Origin of the sequence: Nonomuraea composti (genome assembly GCF_012034275.1) — a bacterium.
Lineage (GTDB): Bacteria > Actinomycetota > Actinomycetes > Streptosporangiales > Streptosporangiaceae > Nonomuraea > Nonomuraea composti.
Genome location: NZ_JAATEP010000036.1, coordinates 1 through 18,025 on the forward strand (window position 1 = coordinate 1; position 18,025 = coordinate 18,025).

At 71.9% G+C, this 18,025-nt stretch carries 12 protein-coding genes; 7 read left to right on the forward strand and 5 right to left on the reverse strand.

What is annotated here, in order from left to right; genetic code table 11:
* A partial coding sequence (locus tag HCN51_RS38165) for a bifunctional acetate--CoA ligase family protein/GNAT family N-acetyltransferase (protein WP_168016755.1) occupies positions 1–1,646 on the reverse strand: 1,646 nt, incomplete at its 3' end.
* 156 nt (positions 1,647–1,802) lie between these two features.
* Between HCN51_RS38165 and HCN51_RS38170 the strand changes: the two genes are divergently transcribed.
* Together HCN51_RS38170 and HCN51_RS38175 are read left to right on the forward strand one after the other, a co-directional pair.
* Positions 1,803–2,696, forward strand: coding sequence for a carbohydrate kinase family protein (locus HCN51_RS38170; protein ID WP_080046318.1), 894 nt, complete (start codon positions 1,803–1,805; stop codon positions 2,694–2,696).
* A 57-nt stretch (positions 2,697–2,753) separates the two neighbouring features.
* Positions 2,754–5,570, forward strand: a complete 2,817-nt coding sequence (locus HCN51_RS38175; RefSeq protein ID WP_168016757.1) for an ABC transporter substrate-binding protein — start codon at positions 2,754–2,756, stop codon at positions 5,568–5,570.
* Positions 5,571–5,586: 16 nt separating this feature from the next.
* Here HCN51_RS38175 and HCN51_RS38180 read toward each other — a convergent pair whose 3' ends face one another.
* Both HCN51_RS38180 and HCN51_RS38185 read right to left on the reverse strand, forming a co-directional pair.
* Positions 5,587–7,701: a RecQ family ATP-dependent DNA helicase gene (locus HCN51_RS38180; protein ID WP_240973699.1), complete on the reverse strand. Its 2,115-nt coding sequence runs from the start codon at positions 7,699–7,701 to the stop codon at positions 5,587–5,589.
* A gap of 74 nt (positions 7,702–7,775) precedes the next feature.
* Positions 7,776–8,597 carry a TauD/TfdA dioxygenase family protein gene (locus HCN51_RS38185; protein WP_080046315.1) on the reverse strand — a complete coding sequence of 274 codons (822 nt, stop codon included), beginning with the start codon at positions 8,595–8,597 and terminating at the stop codon, positions 7,776–7,778.
* A gap of 401 nt (positions 8,598–8,998) precedes the next feature.
* On the opposite strand from HCN51_RS38185, the gene HCN51_RS38190 reads away from it, so the two are divergent.
* The gene (locus HCN51_RS38190) at positions 8,999–11,503 is read left to right on the forward strand and encodes a DNA gyrase/topoisomerase IV subunit A (RefSeq protein WP_168016759.1); all 2,505 of its coding nucleotides are present in this window, start codon (positions 8,999–9,001) and stop codon (positions 11,501–11,503) included.
* Between the two features lie 286 nt (positions 11,504–11,789).
* Entirely contained in the window at positions 11,790–14,843 is a 3,054-nt protein-coding gene (locus HCN51_RS38195) for a glycoside hydrolase family 3 N-terminal domain-containing protein (protein WP_346433940.1), read from the forward strand.
* A 94-nt stretch (positions 14,844–14,937) separates the two neighbouring features.
* On the opposite strand, the gene HCN51_RS38200 is transcribed toward HCN51_RS38195, so the two are convergent.
* Positions 14,938–15,312 (reverse strand): VOC family protein, encoded by a 375-nt coding sequence (locus HCN51_RS38200; RefSeq protein ID WP_168016763.1) that lies wholly within the window; start codon positions 15,310–15,312, stop codon positions 14,938–14,940.
* 34 nt (positions 15,313–15,346) lie between these two features.
* On the opposite strand from HCN51_RS38200, the gene HCN51_RS38205 reads away from it, so the two are divergent.
* A complete protein-coding gene (locus HCN51_RS38205) occupies positions 15,347–15,913 on the forward strand; it encodes a thioredoxin family protein (RefSeq protein WP_168016765.1) in 567 nt (188 codons plus the stop codon).
* Between the two features lie 120 nt (positions 15,914–16,033).
* A complete protein-coding gene (locus HCN51_RS38210; protein WP_168016767.1) occupies positions 16,034–16,837 on the forward strand; it encodes an SAM-dependent methyltransferase in 804 nt (267 codons plus the stop codon).
* A gap of 38 nt (positions 16,838–16,875) precedes the next feature.
* Here the strand turns inward: HCN51_RS38210 and HCN51_RS38215 are convergent, their stop codons facing one another.
* Positions 16,876–17,193, reverse strand: a complete 318-nt coding sequence (locus HCN51_RS38215; RefSeq protein WP_168016769.1) for a hypothetical protein — start codon at positions 17,191–17,193, stop codon at positions 16,876–16,878.
* 137 nt (positions 17,194–17,330) lie between these two features.
* Between HCN51_RS38215 and HCN51_RS38220 the strand changes: the two genes are divergently transcribed.
* Complete coding sequence (locus HCN51_RS38220) at positions 17,331–17,825, forward strand: beta-class carbonic anhydrase (RefSeq protein WP_080046308.1); 495 nt, start codon at positions 17,331–17,333, stop codon at positions 17,823–17,825.
* Positions 17,826–18,025 lie beyond the last annotated feature (200 nt).

Here is an 18,025-nt window from a genome sequence, read left to right on the forward strand (position 1 = left end):
GCGTCCACGTCGGGGGAGGCCAGCTCGCCGGCGAGGGCGGGGCCGTACTCGGCGGCGCCGGCGGCGGGGCCGAGGTTGACCGGGGCGCGCGGCTCCAGGCCGACGGCGCGGCAGGCGTGCGCGGCGAGCAGGCCGAGCGCGTCGGAGTTGGTGACCAGTGCGACCCGCGGGCCGGCGGGCAGCGGCTGGTAGGCGAGCAGCTGGCCCACGTCGAAGAGCTGGATGAGGTCGTCGACCCTGATGAGGCCCGCCTGCTCGAACAGGGAGCTGATCGCCGAGTCGGGCAGCCCCAGCTCCTCGGCCGAGTGGCCTGAGGGGGTGCCGCCGCTCTTGACCACGACGACGGGCTTGCTGCGCGCGATGCGCCTGGCCAGCCGGGTGAACTTGCGCGGGTTTCCGAGCGACTCCAGGTAGAGCAGGATGACCTCGGTGGAGTCGTCCTCCTCCCAGTATTGGAGCAGGTCGTTGCCCGAGACATCGGCCCTGTTGCCCGCCGAGACGAACGACGAGATGCCCATGCCGCGCTGCGCCACCCGCTGCAGCAGCGCGGTGCCGAGCGCGCCCGACTGGCTGAAGAAGCCCACCTTGCCCCTGCCGGGCACGGTGGCGGCGAGGGTGGCGTTGAGCTTGACGGCCGGGTCGGTGTTGGCGATGCCGAGGCAGTTGGGGCCGACGACGCGCAGGCCGTAGGAGCGGGCGATGCGGGCCAGCTCGTCCTGCCTGGCCCGGCCCTCCTCGCCCGTCTCGCCGAACCCGGAGGAGACCACGACCAGGCCGTGCACGCCCTTCTCCGCGCACTCCTTGACGACGTCGAGCACGCCTTCGGCGGGCACGGCGACCACGGCGAGGTCGACGTCGCCGTCGATCTCGCCCACGCTCGGGTAGGCCCGCACGCCCGCCACCGCCCGCACCTCGCGGTGCACGGGGTAGACGGGGCCGGTGAAGTCGGCGGCCAGGAGGTTGCGCAGCACGGTCTGGCCGACGCCGCCCGGCTCGCGGGAGGCGCCGATGACCGCGACGGAGCCCGGGGTGAGGAGCCGGGCGATGGAGCGGGACTCGGCGCGGTGCTCGCGGGCGATCGTGACCTCGGTGGAGGTGTCGGTCGGGGTGAGGTCGAGCGTCATGCGGACGACGCCGTCCTCGAACTGGCTCTGCGCCGTGTAGCCGGCCTGCCGCAGCAGCCCCGTCATGCGCATGTTGGCCGGCAGCACGTCGGCGACGAACCGCTCGATGCCGCGCTCGCGCGCCGTGGCCGCCAGGTGCTCCAGCAGCACGGAGGCCACTCCCCTGCCCTGGTGGGCGTCCTCGACGAGGAAGGCGATCTCAGCCTCGCCGGGCCCGGTGCGGTCGTAGCGGATGACGGCCACCATCTCGGCGCCGATGGTGGCGATCAGCGCGACGCGGTTGACGTAGTCGACGTTGGTGAACCGCTCGACTTCCCTGTCGGACAGGCGGGGCCGCGGCCCGAAGAAGCGGAAGTAGATCGACTCGTCGGACAGCCGCGAGTAGAAGGAACGGAGGCGGTCGGCGTCGGCGGGCCTGATCGGGCGGACGTGCGCGGTGCCGCCGTCGGCCAGGACGACATCGGCCTCCCAGTGAGCCGGATATTGTGCCTCCACAGTCTCGACTGTAAACCCGCATCCCATATGCCAAGACCAGGGGCCCTGTTGGGCAACGCTTGTGCATCGACTCCTGCCCGGTCTCCGGGGTACGCCCCACGGGTCGCCCGGAAGCTGTTACTTTTGCGGTGGCGTTTTCAGCCGTGGCCAGGCTCGATCTGAAGGCAGCAAGGTGGTGACATCATGACGCGGGTCGTCGTGGTGGGCGATCTCATGACCGACGCGGTCGCTCGCGCCCGTTATGCGCTCGCCCGTGCGAGCGACACCCCGGCGATCGTGACCATGCACGGCGGCGGCTCGGGGGCGAACATCTCGTCCTGGCTCGCCGTCGAGGGTGCCGAGGTGGCCTTCATCGGCCGCAGGGGCGCCGACATCACGGGCCGCAACCGCGACATGGAGCTGATGGGCTACGGCGTCGACGCCCGGCTCGTCATGGACCCCGAGCGTCCGACCGGCACGTGCGTGGTGCTGGTGACGCACAAGGGCGAGCGCACGATGCTGTCCGACCCCGGCGCCAACGCGGCGCTGTCGCCCGAAGACCTGCCGCGCGACCTGTTCGCGCAGGGCGCGCACCTCCACCTGTCGGGCTACACGCTGATCAACGAGGGCTCGCGCGACGCGGGCCTCGCGGCGCTCGACATGGCCAGGCGCGCGGGCATGTCGATCTCGGTCGACTGCGCGTCCTCCGCGCCGCTGGAGCGCACGGGCGCCGAGCCGTTCCTCGAGTGGACCAACGGCGCCAAGCTGCTGTTCGCCAACACCGACCAGGCGAAGGTGCTGACCGGCCGCGACGACCCCGAGGCCGCCGCCAAGGTGCTGACCGCGTGGTTCCCGCAGGTCGTGATCAAGATGAACGCCGAGGGCGCGCTGTGGTTCAGCAACGGGCGCCCCGATCCGGTGCACGTGGCCGCCGATCCCGTCGACAAGATCGTCGATGGCACGGGCGCGGGTGACGCGTTCTGCGCCGGGTTCCTGCCCGCGTGGCTGGAGGGCAAGCCGCCGGCCGAGGCGCTGGCCTCCGGGTGCCGGCTGGCGGCCAAGGCGATCATGCATCTGGGTGCCCGGCCGCCCTTCTAGGGTGATTCGTTCACGTTAGGGTGGATCATCCCTGACAGCGTGTGAATGAGGAGCCCGATGGCCGGCGTGCGCCCGTTGCGTTCCGGAGATCCGACCTCCCTCGGCTCCTACGTGCTGTCCGGCTTCCTCAGCGAAGGCGGGCAGGGCAGCGTCTACCTCGGGCAGTCGCCGTCCGGTGAGCAGGTCGCCGTCAAGCTGCTGCACACCAGGTACGCCGAGGACGAGCGGGCCGTGCGCCGCTTCCTGCGCGAGGCCGACTCCGCGCGGCGGGTGGCCGAGTTCTGCACGGCCCGGGTGCTGGACGTCGGCGAGGCCGACGGGCGGCCGTACATCGTCGGCGAGTACGTCGACGGGCCCTCCCTGCAACGGCAGGTGAGCACCGAGGGGCCCCTGCGCGGGGCGGCGCTGGTGCGGCTGGCCGTGGCCACCGCCACCGCGCTGGCCGCCATCCACAAGGCCGGGGTGATCCACCGGGACTTCAAGCCGGGCAACGTGCTGCTCGGGCCCGACGGGCCGCGGGTGATCGACTTCGGGATCGCGCGGGCGCTCGACGTCAGCCAGAGCGTGAGCACCAGCGTGGTGGGGACGCCCGCCTACATGGCGCCCGAGCAGTTCCTCGGGGAGGCGCAGCCCGCCAGCGACGTGTTCGCGTGGGCGGGGACCATCGTGTTCGCCGCCACGGGACGGGGGCCGTTCGGGTTCGGGGCGCTGCCGGTGGTGATGCACCGGATCATGAACGGGGAGCCCGATCTGTCGGGGGTGCCCGATTCCCTGGTGCCCTTACTGCGGGCCGCGCTCTCCAAGGACCCGCACCAGCGGCCCACGGCGGACCGGCTGCTGCAGGAGCTCATCCGCGGCTCGGCGCCCATGACGGCGCCGCCACCTTCCATGCCGCCACCTTCCGTGCCACAGCCTTCCGTGCCACAGCCTTCCGTGCCACAGCCTTCCGTGCCACACCCTTCTGTGCCGCGGCTCGGCGATGGCGCGAGCGGGCCGGGAGGTGGATGGGTCTCCCCCGGGCACAGCCACCCGCCGGGGCCGGGATCGAGCGGGGCCGGGCTCGGCACCGGGCCGGCGGCGGGCGTGGTGACCACCGCGAGGAAGGGCGGGCGGAGGTTGCTCGTCTCGGTCAGCGCCGCGGCGACGGCGCTCGTCGTCGGCCTGGCGGCCTGGGCGGTCGTGCGGCTCAACGACGACGGCGGCCGCACGCCCACGGCGAACCTCGTGGACGACCCCGCGCCGAGCCGCGCCCCCGGCGGTTACGGCAGCGGGCTCACCTCCGTCGTACGCCCGTCCGCCCGCAAGGGCGGCACCGTACGCGTGTCCTCGCAGAACCTCCTGGAGTCCACCGACCCGGCCGACATGTTCACCATGTACTCACGGAACATGGTCCGCCTGTACGGCCGCTCGCTGACGATGTTCAAGCCCGCCCCCGGCCCGGCGGGCGCCGAGATCGTCCCCGACCTGGCGCGCAGCCTCGGCCGGTCGAGTCACGGCGGCAGGACCTGGACCTACAAGCTCCGGCAGGGCGTGAGATACCAGGACGGCACGGCGATCACCTCCAAGGACGTGAAGTACGCGGTGCTGCGCAGCATGGACCCCGGCTTCGCCCAGGGCGGGCTGTTCTTCGACACCCTGCTCGACCTGCCCGCCGGCTACGAGGGCCCGTACAAGTCCCCCGGCGCCGACACGGACCGGGCGATCGAGACCCCGGACGACGAGACGATCGTCTTCCATCTGCGCAAGCCGCTGGCCACGTTCGACCAGGTCGTGCAGCTTCCCGAGACGATCCCGGTGCCGAAGGCGCGCGACACGCGGGCGGACTACAAGTCGGCCGTCGTCTCCTCCGGGCCGTACCAGATCGAGAGCACCCGGGAGGACTACGTCGCGCTCGTCCGCAACCCCCACTGGGATCCGGCGAGCGACCCCAACCGCACGGCGCTGCCCGACCGCTTCGTGTTCACCTACGGCATGAAGGGCGACGAGGTGAGCGCCCTGCTCAAGTCGGGTGAGACGGAGATGGGCGGGTTCCTGCCGGACGAGGAGTACGCGCCGATCCTGGCCGACCCCGCGCTCAAGGCGCGGGCGGACGCCCCGGTGACGGCCGTCCGCACCCTGGCGATCAACCCGCAGGTGCCGCCGCTCGACAAGGTGGACTGCCGCCGGGCCGTGGTGCGCGCGCTGGAGCTGGAGGCCGTCTCCAAGGCGTCGCGGGCGGTGCCGGATCAGGTGCCGACGTCCCTGGTGCCGCCGGACGTCGCGGGCGTGCGCTACGCCGACCCCGCCCTGTCGCCGCGCGGCGACAAGGAGGGCGCCCGCGAGGCCCTGGAGCGGTGCGGGCGACCGGACGGCTTCACCACCAAGTACATCTACCGCGAGCTGCCCGGCGAGCAGGAGGCCGCGGAGACCGTACGGGACAGCCTGGCCAAGGTCGGCATCCACGTCACGCTGGACCACGCGCCGGTGGAGAAGTTCCACAAGGAGTTCGGCGGCGTCCCCGCGAACCTGAAGCGGGACGGCGTGGGACTCATCGCCAGGTCGTGGGCCCCCGACTGGCCCGACCCCTACGCGTACCTGCCTGCCCTGGTGGACAGCAGGGAGCTGAGCGAGAAGGAGCCGTCGGTCAACCTCACCGTCCGCCTGCCCGACGTGGACGAGCTCATGGACCGGGCCACCGCGGAGCCCGACCCGACGATCAGGTCCGGGCTGTGGGAACGGGTGGAACGGCGGGTGGCCGAGGAGGCGGTGCTGGTGCCGACGACGTGGCGGCGCACGTTGCTGCTGCGCGGCGCCACGGCGACCAACCTGCACGTCAGCCCGGTGTTCGGCGACTACGACCTGGTCACCATGGGGGTGGACGCCGCCCGCTCGTGACGGCGTCCGGAAGCGGTCAGCTCGTGACGGCCAGGGCCAGGGGCAGGACGGCCGGGGCGCCCGCGTGGCGGACCTGGGCGGCGGCGAGCGTCATCGTCCAGCCGGTGTCGACGCGGTCGTCCACCAGCAGCACGGGGCCGCCGCACTGGGCGATCGCGGCGCCCAGCTCCTTGGGCATGGCCAGGGTGCCCCTGATGGCCTGCACCCGCTTGGCGCTGTTGAACTGCTTGCCCGGCGTACCGGCGCGGTAGCCCAGCTCCCCGAGATACGTCAGCCGGCCGACCTGGGCCAGCCGCTCGGCGAACCCGCGCACCAGCGCCGGCCGCGACGCGGACGGCACGTTGACCACGGCGACCGGCCGCTCCCGCCAGTCCCACGCGGCCAGCACCTTGATCACGGCCGCGAACACGTCGTCAGGCACCGGCCCGTCCGGCCCGGCGAACAGCTCCCGCAGCCGGTTGCCCCAGCCGATGTCGGTCAGCCGCCCGAGCGCCCGGCCGGGCTCGGCGCCCAGCTCGGGCTTGATCCGCCCGGACAGGTCGGGCATGCCGGTCGGCCACTGCCTGCGGGCCTCGATCTCGACGCCGGGCCTGCTCAGCCGCTCGCGGGCGCTCTCGACGGCCTGCGCGCCGATCTCGGGCGAGCGGTGCCGCCCGGTGCAGTTGTCGCAGCGCCCGCAGGGCGTTGCGGTGTCGTCGTCGAGGTGCCGGCGCAGGAACTGCTCGCGGCACTCGGTGGTGGTCAGGTAGGCGAGCATGGCCTCCTGCTCGGCCCGGCGCTCGGCGGCGATGCGCTGGTAGCGCTCGGTGTCGTACGCCCACGGCTCCCCCGTGGCCTCCCAGCCGCCCTTGACCCGGCGGACGGCCCCGTCGACGTCGAGGACCTTGAGCATCATCTCCAGCCGGCTGCGGCTCAGGTCGACGGCCGTCTCCAGGGCGGGCGTGGACATGACGCCCCGCTCCTCCAGCGTCTGGAGCGTGGTGCGGACGACGGTCTCGGGCGGGAAGGCCAGCGAGGCGAAGTACGCCCAGATGTCACGGTCTTCGGTGCCGGGCAGGAGGATGACCTCGGCCCGCTCGACGCCGCGCCCCGCCCGTCCGACCTGCTGGTAGTAGGCGACCGGCGACTGCGGCGCCCCCACGTGCACCACGAACCCCAGATCGGGCTTGTCGAACCCCATGCCCAGCGCGCTCGTCGCCACCAGCGCCTTGATCTTGTTGTTGAGCAGCGCCTCCTCGGCGGCCAGCCGCTCGGCCGGCTCGGTCTGCCCGGAGTAGGCGGCCACCTCCAGGCCCTGCTCGCGCAGGTAACCGGCGATCTCGTGGGCGGCGGCCACGGTGAGGGTGTAGACGATGCCGGAGCCGGGCAGCTCGCGCAGCGTCTGCGCCAGCCAGGCCAGGCGCTGCTCGGCGCTCGGCAGCCGCACGACGCTCAGGTGCAGGCTCTCGCGCTCCAGCGGGCCGCGCAGGACCAGCGTGTCGTCCCCCTCCGTGCGCAGCTCGGGCGGCAGGCGCAGTTGCTCGGCCACGTCGCGGGTGACGCGCGCGTTGGCGGTGGCGGTGGTGGCCAGCACGGGGATGCCCGGCGGCAGGTCCGCGAACAGCGTGGACAGCCTGCGGTAGTCGGGCCTGAAGTCGTGGCCCCAGTCGGAGATGCAGTGGGCCTCGTCGACCACCACGAGCCCGGCGCTCTCGGCCAGCTCGGGCAGGACGTTGTCGCGGAAGTCGGGGTTGTTGAGCCGCTCGGGGCTGACCAGCAGCACGTCGACCAGGCCCTCGGCGACCTGGCCGTAGATCTCCTCCCACGCCTCGGGGTTGGCGGAGTTGATCGTCACGGCCCTGATGCCGGCCCGCTCGGCGGCGGCGATCTGGTTGCGCATGAGCGCCAGCAGCGGCGAGACGATGACGGTGGGGCCCTCGCCGAGCTCGCGCAGCAGGGCGGTGGCCACGAAGTAGACGGCCGACTTGCCCCATCCGGTGCGCTGCACGACGAGGACGCGGCGCCGGTCGACGACCAGCGCCTCGATCGCGGCCCACTGGTCGTCGCGCAGCACGGCGTGCTCTCCGGCCAGCGCCCGCAGGCGTTCCTCGGCCTCTTCGCGGAGCATCGCGGAGTCGGGGGCATCAATCATGCCTCCTTGTTACCAGACCACCGCCGCGCGCGACCCCGCCCGCCGCACGGGTCGGCGGGGACGGCTCCCGTCCGTCACTTGTCGGCGTGCTCGGGGAAGGCGTTGATGGTGACGCGGTGCATGCGGCGGCGTTCGGTGTAGTCGGCGACGGCGTAGTGCTGGGTGGGGCGGTTGTCCCAGAAGGCGAGGGTGCCGGGCCGCCAGCGCAGGCGGAGCTGGAACTCCGGGGAGCGGATGTGGTCGATCAGGTACGGCAGCAGCGCCTCGTTCTCCCGGTCGCTCAGCTCCACGAGCCGCGTCGTGGAGGCCCGGTTGACGAACAGCGCCTTGCGGCCGGTCTCGGCGTGCACGCGCACCACGGGCCGCGTCACGGGCGGCCACTTGGCCTGGATCTCGGCGAGGTCGAACGGGTGCCCCTTGGAGATGGCCTTCTTCATGGACATGGTGATGTCGTGCTCGGCGGTCAGCTCGTCGCACAGCCGCTGGATCGGCTTGGACAGCGTCTCGTAGGCCAGGTACGTGTTCGCCCAGCAGGTGTCGCCGCCCACGCTGGGCAGTTGCACGCAGCGCAGCAGCGAGCCCATGGGTGGGGTCGGCTCGAAGGTGTTGTCGCTGTGCCACTCGTCGCCGCCCTCCCCCTTGGGTGAGGTCTGGTCGAGGACGTGGATGGGGCTGGTGGAGTCCTTCTTGAACGCGGGGTGGTTGAGCGTGCCGAAGTTCAGGGCGAACTGCAGGTGCTGCTCGTCGTCGATGTGCTGGTCGCGGAAGAACAGCACGAGGTGTTCGAGCCACCCCGCCCGCAGGGTCGCGACCTCTTCCTCCGACAGCGGCTTGCGCAGATCGACCCCGGTGACCTCGGCGCCGATGTGCTTGGTCACGGGATGGAACTCGATCATGACGCCTCCGGTGAACAGGTGGGATGCCCTCGTCGAAACGTACGACCCAAGCAACTGCTTGGTCAAGACGCCTAGAGATGGCCTCTCGCTGATCGAACACATCTGCGATAAATCGAGTAGGATGCCGGTGATGATGTTCTCATCGCGCCTGTCGACCGCACGCGGAAAGATCGTTACCGTGGCGTGAGCGTCGCTCTTGATATGCCATGCAAGACCCGGCTCGTGCCATCATCTCCAGGGGCACACACGTCGGATCCCCGCGACGGGGGCAGGTTACGTCGACGCCTCGCACGCCGATCTGACGCTTCGCAAGCGAGCTGACGGCTACGGTTACAGCACGAGAACAGAAGGAGGATGCGCTTCCCCTCGGCGCGACGGCCGAGGCAGCCGCGCAGCACAAGATGGCCCGACGCACGACTGCACCCCCGCCTGAGGACTTCGAGGAGCGGATCGTCGACATCGACGTCTCCGCCGAGATGCGCGCGAGCTACCTCGAATACGCATACTCAGTGATCTACCAGCGCGCCCTGCCCGACGCGCGCGACGGTCTCAAGCCCGTGCAGCGGCGCATCCTCTACTCGATGAGCGAGATGGGGCTGCGCCCCGACCGGGGGCACGTCAAGTCGTCCCGCGTGGTCGGCGACGTCATGGGCAAGCTGCACCCCCACGGCGACAGCGCCATCTACGACGCGCTGGTCCGCCTGGCACAGCCGTTCTCCATGCGCCTGCCGCTGGTCGACGGGCACGGCAACTTCGGCTCGCCCGACGACCTGCCCGCCGCCATGCGGTACACCGAGGCGAGGCTCGCCCCGGCGGCGATGCTCATGGTCGAGTCGCTCGACGAGGACACCGTCGACTTCAAGCCCAACTACGACGGCCAGGAGACCGAGCCCACGGTCATGCCGTCGGCCTTCCCCAACCTCCTGGTGAACGGCACGAGCGGCATCGCGGTCGGCATGGCCACCAACATGGCGCCGCACAACCTCGTCGAGGTCGTCTCCGCCGCCCGGCACCTGATCAAGAAGCCCGACGCGACGCTCGACGAGCTGATGAAGTTCGTCCCCGGGCCCGACCTGCCGACCGGCGGCTCGATCATCGGGCTGCAGGGCGTGCGCGACGCGTACGAGACGGGGCGCGGCACGTTCCGCATGCGGGCCAAGTGCGCGGTCGAGCAGATCACGCCGCGGCGCAAGGGCATCATCGTCACCGAGCTGCCCTACAACGTCGGCCCCGAGCGCGTGGTCACCAAGATCAAAGAGCTGGTGACCAGCAAGAAGCTCCAGGGCATCGCCGACCTCAAAGACCTCACCGACCGGCACAAGGGCCTGCGGCTGGTCATCGAGATCAAGAACGGCTTCATCCCCGAGGCCGTGCTGGAGGAGCTCTACCGGCTGACGCCGATGGAGGAGACCTTCGGCATCAACAACGTCGCCCTGGTGGACGGCGAGCCGCGCACCCTCGGGCTGCGCGAGATGCTGCAGGTCTATGTCGACCACCGGCTCGAGGTCGTGCGCCGCAGGTCGGAGTTCAGGCGGCGCAAGCGCGAGGAGCGCCTGCACCTCGTCGACGGCCTCATCATCGCGCTGCTCAACATCGACGAGGTCATCCAGGTCATCCGCTCCTCCGACGACTCCGCCCAGGCGCGCACCCGCCTGATGGAGGTCTTCGACCTGACCGACATCCAGGCCGCCTACATCCTCGACACGCCGCTGCGCCGCCTGACCCGCTACGACAAGCTGGAGCTCGACCGCGAGAAGGAGACGCTGAGCGACGAGATCGCCAAGCTCACCGAGATCCTCTCCTCCGAGACGAAGCTGCGCCAGGTGGTCTCCGGCGAGCTGGCCGACGTCGCCAAGAAGTACGGCACGCCGCGCCGCACCGTCCTGCTGGAGGCGCCCGGCATCACCCGCACCCCCGTGGTGGACCTCCAGGTCGCCGACGACCCGTGCCTGGCCATGCTCTCCTCCACCGGCCTGCTCGCCCGCACCCCCGACGCCGCGCCGCTGCCCGGCGAGGGCGATCGCACCGCCCACGACGTGCTGCTCAGCGTCGTACGCACCTCCGTACGCGGCGAGGTCGGCGTGGTCACCTCGCTGGGCCGGCTCATCCGCGTCCAGGTCGTCGACCTGCCCACGCTGCCGCCGTCGAACAACCCGCCGTCGCTGTCGGGCGGGCACCCGGTCTCCGAGTACGTCTCCCTGCAGCCCGACGAGAAGGTCGTCGGCCTCGGCTCCCTCGACCCCGACGGCCCCGGCCTGGCCCTCGGCACCGCGCAGGGCGTGGTCAAGCGGGTGGTGCCCGACTACCCGGCCAACCGCGACGACTTCGAAGTGATCACCCTGAAGGACGGCGACACCGTGGTGGGCGCCGTCGAGCTGGAGTCCGAGTCCCACGACCTGGTGTTCATCTCCTCCGACGCGCAGCTCCTGCGGTACTCCGCCTCGCTCGTACGCCCGCAGGGCCGGCCGGCGGGCGGCATGGCCGGCATCCGGCTCGACGACGGGGCCAAGGTGATCTGGTTCGGAGCGGTCGATCCCGAACGTCCCTCAGTGGTCGTCACCGTCGCCGGCTCCTCCACGGCGCTGCCCGGCACGCAGGTGGGCGGCGGCAAGGTCTCCGACTACGCCGAGTTCCCCGCCAAGGGGCGCGCGACCGGCGGGGTGCGGGCCCAGCGCTTCCTCAAGGGCGAGGACGAACTGCTGCTGGCCTGGGCCGGCCCGGCGCCCGCCAAGGCCGTCTCGGCGGTCGGCAAGCCGGTGCCGCTGCCTGAGGAGATCGGGCGCCGGGACGGCTCGGGGGTGCGCCTCACGCACACGATCGGCGCGATCGGCGGCGCCCTGGGCTCCGGGCCCGAACCCCAGCGCGGCGACGGCGCCACGTCGTCCGAGGACTCCGGGGACGAGTAGCCACGCACGGCCCGGCGCCGCGCCGCTCCCCCACGCGCGGCGCCCGGCTGACGCGCGCACGCCGACCGCCACGACGCTCGCGCCGGCGCAGCGCACGCCGGCACGGCGGCGGCGCTTGCGGGGCGCGGCACATGCGGGCGTTGCGGTTGCGGGCGCGGTGCGCTTGCCAGGCCGGCGCATGCCGGCGCGGGTGGCCGGTTGTCGCACTTCGGTCAGGCTTGTCCTGTTATGAAACATGGCCCTCCGGCGATCTCTCCTGCGAGAGCGCTCTCCCCCTGGAGGTACCGTGTTCCGATCCAGACGCGCGTTATGGGCGGCGGCACTCGCCCTGCTGACGCCGCTGCTCACGACCCAGCCCGCCCCCGCCGCGGCGGCGCCGCTGACGATCACCGACTTCGAGTCGGACGGAGTGCCCGCCGGCGTGTCGGCCTGGGGCAACGACGCCGCCTCAACCCCGGCGCTCACGATCGAGCCCGGCGCCGACCGTCCGGAAGCTCCCGCGACGAACCGGGTGCTCAGGTCCGTCTACGCCATCAGCCAGTGGGGCGGCTGGTCCCACGACCTGACGGCCGCGCAGGACTGGTCCCCGTACGAGGGCTTCTCCTTCTGGGTGAAGGGCACCGCGTCGGGACAGAAGATCTTCTTCGAGATCAAGGACGGCGGCGGCAGCGCCGGCGCCTCCGAGCTGTTCGAGTCGTCGTTCACCGACGACGCGACCGGCTGGCGGCAGGTCAAGGTGCCGTTCGCGGACTTCACCCGCCGCACCGACTACCAGCCCGGCGGCGCTCCCACGGACGGCGAGCTGGACCTGGTGGCGATGTGGGGGTACAGCATGCGCTTGCCCGCCGCCCAGGGCACGCTGCTCTGGGACCAGGTAGAGCTCTACGGCACCGCGACGCTCCGCCCGGTGCGGCTCTCGACGGCCAAGCCCGTGTACCCGGTGGACGAGAAGGGCCAGGCCGAGATCGGGGTCACGATCACCACGTCCGACGGCGCGCCGCTGCCCGCCGACCTGGCCGTGGACTACCGGACCGGCACCGGCACCGCGACCCCCGGCGCCGACTACACCGCCGTCCAGGGGACGCTGACGTTCCCGGCGGGCACGGCCTCAGGGTCGACTCAGCGGATCACGGTCAGGACGCTGCGGGACGGCCAGGACGAGGTGGCCGAGACGATCCCGATCGAGCTGTCCGGCGCGGGCACCCGGCCGCCGGCCGAGCCCCCGGTGGTCGTGATCAACGCGCACGGCCTGCCGTACCTGAACGCCCGCAAGCCCGTCAAGGAACGCGTCACCGACCTGCTGGGCCGGATGACGCTGGAGGAGAAGGTCGGGCAGATGACGCAGGCCGAGCGCGGCGCGCTGGCCAAGCAGAGCGACATCGCCACTTATCTGCTGGGCTCCCTGCTGTCCGGCGGCGGCTCCACGCCCGCGCGGAACACCCCGAAGGCGTGGGCCGACATGATCGACGCCTTCCAGCTCCAGACCCGGCAGACCCGCCTCCAGGTCCCGCTGATCTACGGCGTGGACGCGGTGCACGGCCACAACAACGTGGTCGGCGCGACGATCTTCCCGCACAACGTCGGCCTCGGCGCCGCCCGCGACCCCGAGCTGGTCGAGCGGGCGGGCAGGGTCACGGCCGACGAGGTCAGGGCCACCGGCGTCCCGTGGGACTTCGCGCCCTGCCTGTGCGTGTCGCGCGACGACCGCTGGGGCCGGGCGTACGAGTCGTTCGGGGAGGACCCGGCGCTGGTGAGCCGCATGGCCACGGTCATCGACGGGCTGCAGGACCACGGGGTGCTGGCCACCGCCAAGCACTACGTCGGCGACGGCGGCACCGCCTACGGTTCGTCCACGAGCGGCGACTACACCATCGACCAGGGCGTCACCCGGGTGAGCAGGGACGAGCTCGAGCGCGTCCACCTGGCGCCGTTCAAGGAGGCGGTCCGGCGCGGTGTGGCCACCGTGATGCCGTCGTTCTCCAGCGTGGACTTCGGTGACGGGCTGCTGAAGATGCACGCCCACGACGAGCTGATCAACGGGACGCTGAAGGGCCGGCTCGGGTTCAAGGGGTTCGTGATCAGCGACTGGCAGGCCATCGACCAGATCCCCGGCGACTACCCGAGCGACGTGCGCACGTCGGTCAACGCGGGCCTCGACATGATCATGGTGCCGTACGCGTACCCGCAGTTCACCGGCACGCTCAAGGCCGAGGTCGAGGCCGGGCGGGTGCCGATGGCGCGGATCGACGACGCGGTGGCCAGGATCCTGACGCAGAAGTTCCGGCTGGGGCTGTTCGAGCGCCCGTACGCCGACCGCTCCGGCATCGACCGCGTCGGCTCGGCCGCGCACCGCGCGGTCGCCCGCGCCGCCGCCGCCAAGTCGCAGGTGCTGCTGAAGAACGACGGCGGGTTGCTGCCGCTGCGCCGCGACGCCAAGGTCTACGTGGCCGGGTCGAACGCCGACGACATCGGCAACCAGTCCGGCGGCTGGACGATCACCTGGCAGGGCTCGTCGGGGCCGATCACCCCGGGCACCACGATCCTGGACGCCATCCGCTCCCGCGCCGCGTCCGTCACCTGGTCGCGCGATGCCTCGGCCGGCCTGGCCGGGCACGACGTGGGCGTTGTCGTGGTGGGCGAGACGCCGTACGCCGAGGGGCAGGGCGACGTGGGCCGCGCCGGGCGCACGCTGGAGCTGTCGGCCGCCGACCGGGCGGCCGTGGACCGGGTGTGCGGGGCGATGAAGTGCGTCGTCCTGGTCGTGTCCGGGCGGCCGATGCTGCTGGGCGACCTGTCGGGCGTGGCGGCCGTGGTGGCGTCCTGGCTGCCGGGGACCGAAGGGGACGGGGTGGCCGATCCGCTGTTCGGGGCCGTGCCGTACACGGGGCGGCTGCCGTTCACGTGGTTCCGCTCCATGGAGCAGGTGCCGATCAACGTCGGTGACGCCTCCTACGATCCGCTGTTCCCGTACGGGTGGGGGCTGCGTACCGACCGGGCCCGGGACCGGCTCAAGGCGGCGCGCGACGAGCTGGCCCGCGGCGACGCGCCCGCCAGGGCCGCCGCCGCGACGCTGACGCTCGCCCTGTCCGGGCGCAACTGGGACGCCGGCGGGTCGGTGCGCGACGCGCGGGCGGTGCTGGGCGCGCTGGGCGCGGCGGCGGCGCTGCTCGAACGCTCGAAGAGCGACTCGTACGCGGTGGACGACGCCGTCGTCTCGGTGGCCCGGGACGTCGCGCAGCGCGCCGGCAAGCGGTTCGACCTTCAGGCGGCGGCCGATCACGAGCTGGCCTCCGGCGACCTGACCAGGGCGGTGAACCTCCTGGCCCAGGCCGCCCGTTAAGCCGATTGTCTTGGTGCCCGCTGCGGCGGCTCGCCCGGGAGCAGTCCCCTGTCGCCCGGCCCGAGCCGCCGCAGCGGAGCCTTTCCGCCCCGCCTCACACGTTCCGGCAGAGGCAGAACGGGTGCCCCGCCGGGTCGAGGAACACCCGGAACTCGTCGTCCTCGCTGGGCTGGTGCTCGTGCTTGGTGGCGCCGATCTTCAGCACCTCCCGCTCGGCCTCGTCCAGGTCGGTCACCGTGACGTCGAGATGGAACTGCTGCGGCCGCTCGGCACTCGGCCACACGGGCGGCTGGTGATCGGGCGCGAGCTGGAAGGCCAGCCGCCTGGGCGGGCCGCCGTCGCTGACCACCACCCAGTCGTCCTCGACGGAGGTGACCGGCCAGCCCAGCAACCGGGAGTAGAACTCCGCCAGCCCACGGGGATCAGGGCAGTCCAGCACGACGGTCCTGAACTCGGCGATGCCGCCCATGCCTGTCAGCTCCTCTCACGAGACAATGGCTGCCATGGCTGCCAACTCGTTCATGGTTCCCCTCGGCACTCCCGCGCCCGCCTTCGACCTGACCGCCATCGACGGCGGCAGCGTCTCGCTCGAAGACCTCAAGGGCTCTCCCGCGACCCTGGTGGTCTTCCTCTCGAACCACTGCCCGTACGTGCGGCACATCGAATCCGGCCTCGGCGCCCTGGCCAAGGAGTACGGCGCGAGATTGTCGATCGTCGCCATCTGCAGCAACGACAGCGTCAATTACCCCGACGACGACCCCACACACCTCGCGGAGCAGGCCGCGCGGGCCGGGTTCACGTTCCCGTACCTGCTGGACGACACGCAGGAGGTCGCGAAGGCGTACCGCGCCGCCTGCACGCCCGACTTCTTCCTGTACGACGAGCAGTTCCGGCTCGTCTACCGGGGCGAGTTCGACGGGTCGCGGCCGGGCAACGGCGTGCCGGTGACCGGCTCGTCGCTGCGGCCGGCCATCGACGCCCTCCTCGACGGCGGGCAGGTGCCGGAGCGGCAGAACCCGTCGCTCGGCTGCGGCATCAAGTGGAAGCCGGGCAACGAACCCGTCGCGTGAGCGGGCGGTGAGACGCTGATCGCGCGCTCAGGGATCTACGGGTTTGACTGGAAAGATCCACAAACTTGTCACGAGGGCGTTACGATCAGCTCATCTCCCCGCGCATCCCGAAGGGCCCAGATGAGCAATCCCCCGCGCGTACCGAAGGGCATCAATCCCCGCGTCCCCAACGACGCGCGCATGTACGACTACTACCTCGGCGGCAAGGACAACTTCGCGGCCGACCGCGAGGCCGCCGAGAAGATCATGGCTTTGGGCCCGAGCCGCGACATCTGCCTGGCGAACCGGCGGTTCCTGGGCAGGGCCGTGCGCCACGTCGCCGACCTGGGCATCGACCAGTTCATCGACCTCGGCACCGGCCTGCCCAGCCAGGACAACGTGCACGAGGTCGCCCGCCGGGTCCGCCCCGGCGCGCACGTCGTCTACGTCGACTACGACCCGGTGGTGGTCGTCCACGCCCGCGCCCTGCTGGCGGGCACCGACGCGGGCATCGCGATCGTGCACGCCGACGTGCGCGAGCCCGCCGCGATCCTCGACGCCCCCGAGACCGCGAAGCTGATCGACTTCAGCCGGCCGGTGGGCGTGCTGTTCCTCGGCGTGCTGCACAACCTGACCGACGCGGACGACCCGTGGGGCGTGGTGGCCGCCTTCCGCGAGCGGATGGCGTCCGGGAGCGCGCTCGTCGTCTCCCACCTCACCGACGACGCGCATCCCGAGGTGGGCAAGGCGGCGCGGGAGGTGTACGACGCGGCGGACGCGCCCCTGGTGCACCGCGACCGCGCCGCGGTGGCCCGCCTGTTCGACGGCTTCGACGTGCTGGAGCCCGGGGTGACGCACGTGGGCGACTGGCGGCCCGACGAGCCGTGGGAGTCCGCGCTCGCGGGCGGCGAGTGGTGGTACGTCGGCGTCGCCCGCAAGCCCTGACCCGGCCCTGCTCCGGCCCTGCTCCGGCCCTGCGGGGCTCAGCTAGCGGCGGCGGCGATGGCGGCGGGCAGGGCCAGCAGCAGTTCGTGCGGCTCCCCGCCCTCCCACTGCCGGATCAGCTTGGTGCCCGCCTCCCCCGGATCGAACCCCTCGCATCCCAGCGGCCCGAAGCACCCGGCCTGGTCCAGCATGAGGATGAGCGGATCGTCCTCGGGCAGGCTGCCGGCGTAGGCGGCCGCGTCGAGCAGGGCCAGGGCGCACCTGGCGTTGCGACCGTCGTCCCTGGTCTCCACACGATCGAGACGGCGCCGGGCCTGGGCGCGGAGGTACACGGCGAGCGATTCTGACCTACTCACGACAACCTTCTTGGATCACGTACGTACGGCTACGACATCATCACTCAAGGTGAGCTGTTTTCGTGGGAGGTTTGCCAACTCCGGCCTGTCGCCACCCCGCCCGCGCGCGTTCTGGGGCATGAGAGATTATTTGTGGCATGAGCGCGTTCGACGACTTGTATGCCGCCAACGAGAAGTTCGCCGCGAGCTTCGGCAGCTCCGGCCTCACCGGCCGTGCGGCCCGCGGCCTTGCCGTTGTGACCTGCATGGACTCCCGGATCGACCCGCTGGGTCTGCTCGGGCTGAAGCCCGGCGACGCCAAGATCCTGCGCAATGCCGGGGCCCGCGTCACCGACGACGTGCTGCGCACGCTGGTGCTGGCCGTCGTGCTGCTGGGGGTGGAGCGGGTGCTGGTCATGCCGCACACCGACTGCGGGATGGCCAAGGTGACGGACGCGGACGTGCACCGGCTGGCCGGCGAGCGCGGCATCGACACCCGCAGCATCGACTTCCACACGGTGCCCGACCAGAACGAGGCGCTCAAGCACGACCTGACCCGGATCAGGACGTTCCCGTTCCTGCCGAAGGAGATGCCGGTGGGCGGGGCGATCTACGACGTGCACACGGGCCGGCTGACCCCCTCCGACCACTGACCGACGCAATGCCCCGGCCCCTCGCTGGGTGCCGGGGCATCGGCATGCTCGCGTACGGACACCTTGTGAAGCCCTCAGAGCCCCCAGCGCGTAGGAGAAGGCTCAGCAGGCCCCAGAGGGCCTGAAGAAGCGCACGAGCCTCCACGGGGCACCACAGCCCCGCAGAGACCCCAGAACATCACAGGAGGCAGCCGGGAGAG

Bases quoted from the DNA above. Each gene is read 5' to 3' on its own strand.
- HCN51_RS38170 (WP_080046318.1), top strand. From the start codon at position 1,803: ATGACGCGGGTCGTCGTGGTGGGCGATCTCATGACCGACGCGGTCGCT.
- HCN51_RS38175 (WP_168016757.1), top strand. From the start codon at position 2,754: ATGGCCGGCGTGCGCCCGTTGCGTTCCGGAGATCCGACCTCCCTCGGC.
- HCN51_RS38180 (WP_240973699.1), bottom strand. From the start codon at position 7,701: ATGATTGATGCCCCCGACTCCGCGATGCTCCGCGAAGAGGCCGAGGAA.
- HCN51_RS38185 (WP_080046315.1), bottom strand. From the start codon at position 8,597: ATGATCGAGTTCCATCCCGTGACCAAGCACATCGGCGCCGAGGTCACC.
- HCN51_RS38190 (WP_168016759.1), top strand. From the start codon at position 8,999: ATGGCCCGACGCACGACTGCACCCCCGCCTGAGGACTTCGAGGAGCGG.
- HCN51_RS38200 (WP_168016763.1), bottom strand. From the start codon at position 15,312: ATGGGCGGCATCGCCGAGTTCAGGACCGTCGTGCTGGACTGCCCTGAT.
- HCN51_RS38205 (WP_168016765.1), top strand. From the start codon at position 15,347: ATGGCTGCCAACTCGTTCATGGTTCCCCTCGGCACTCCCGCGCCCGCC.
- HCN51_RS38210 (WP_168016767.1), top strand. From the start codon at position 16,034: ATGAGCAATCCCCCGCGCGTACCGAAGGGCATCAATCCCCGCGTCCCC.
- HCN51_RS38220 (WP_080046308.1), top strand. From the start codon at position 17,331: ATGAGCGCGTTCGACGACTTGTATGCCGCCAACGAGAAGTTCGCCGCG.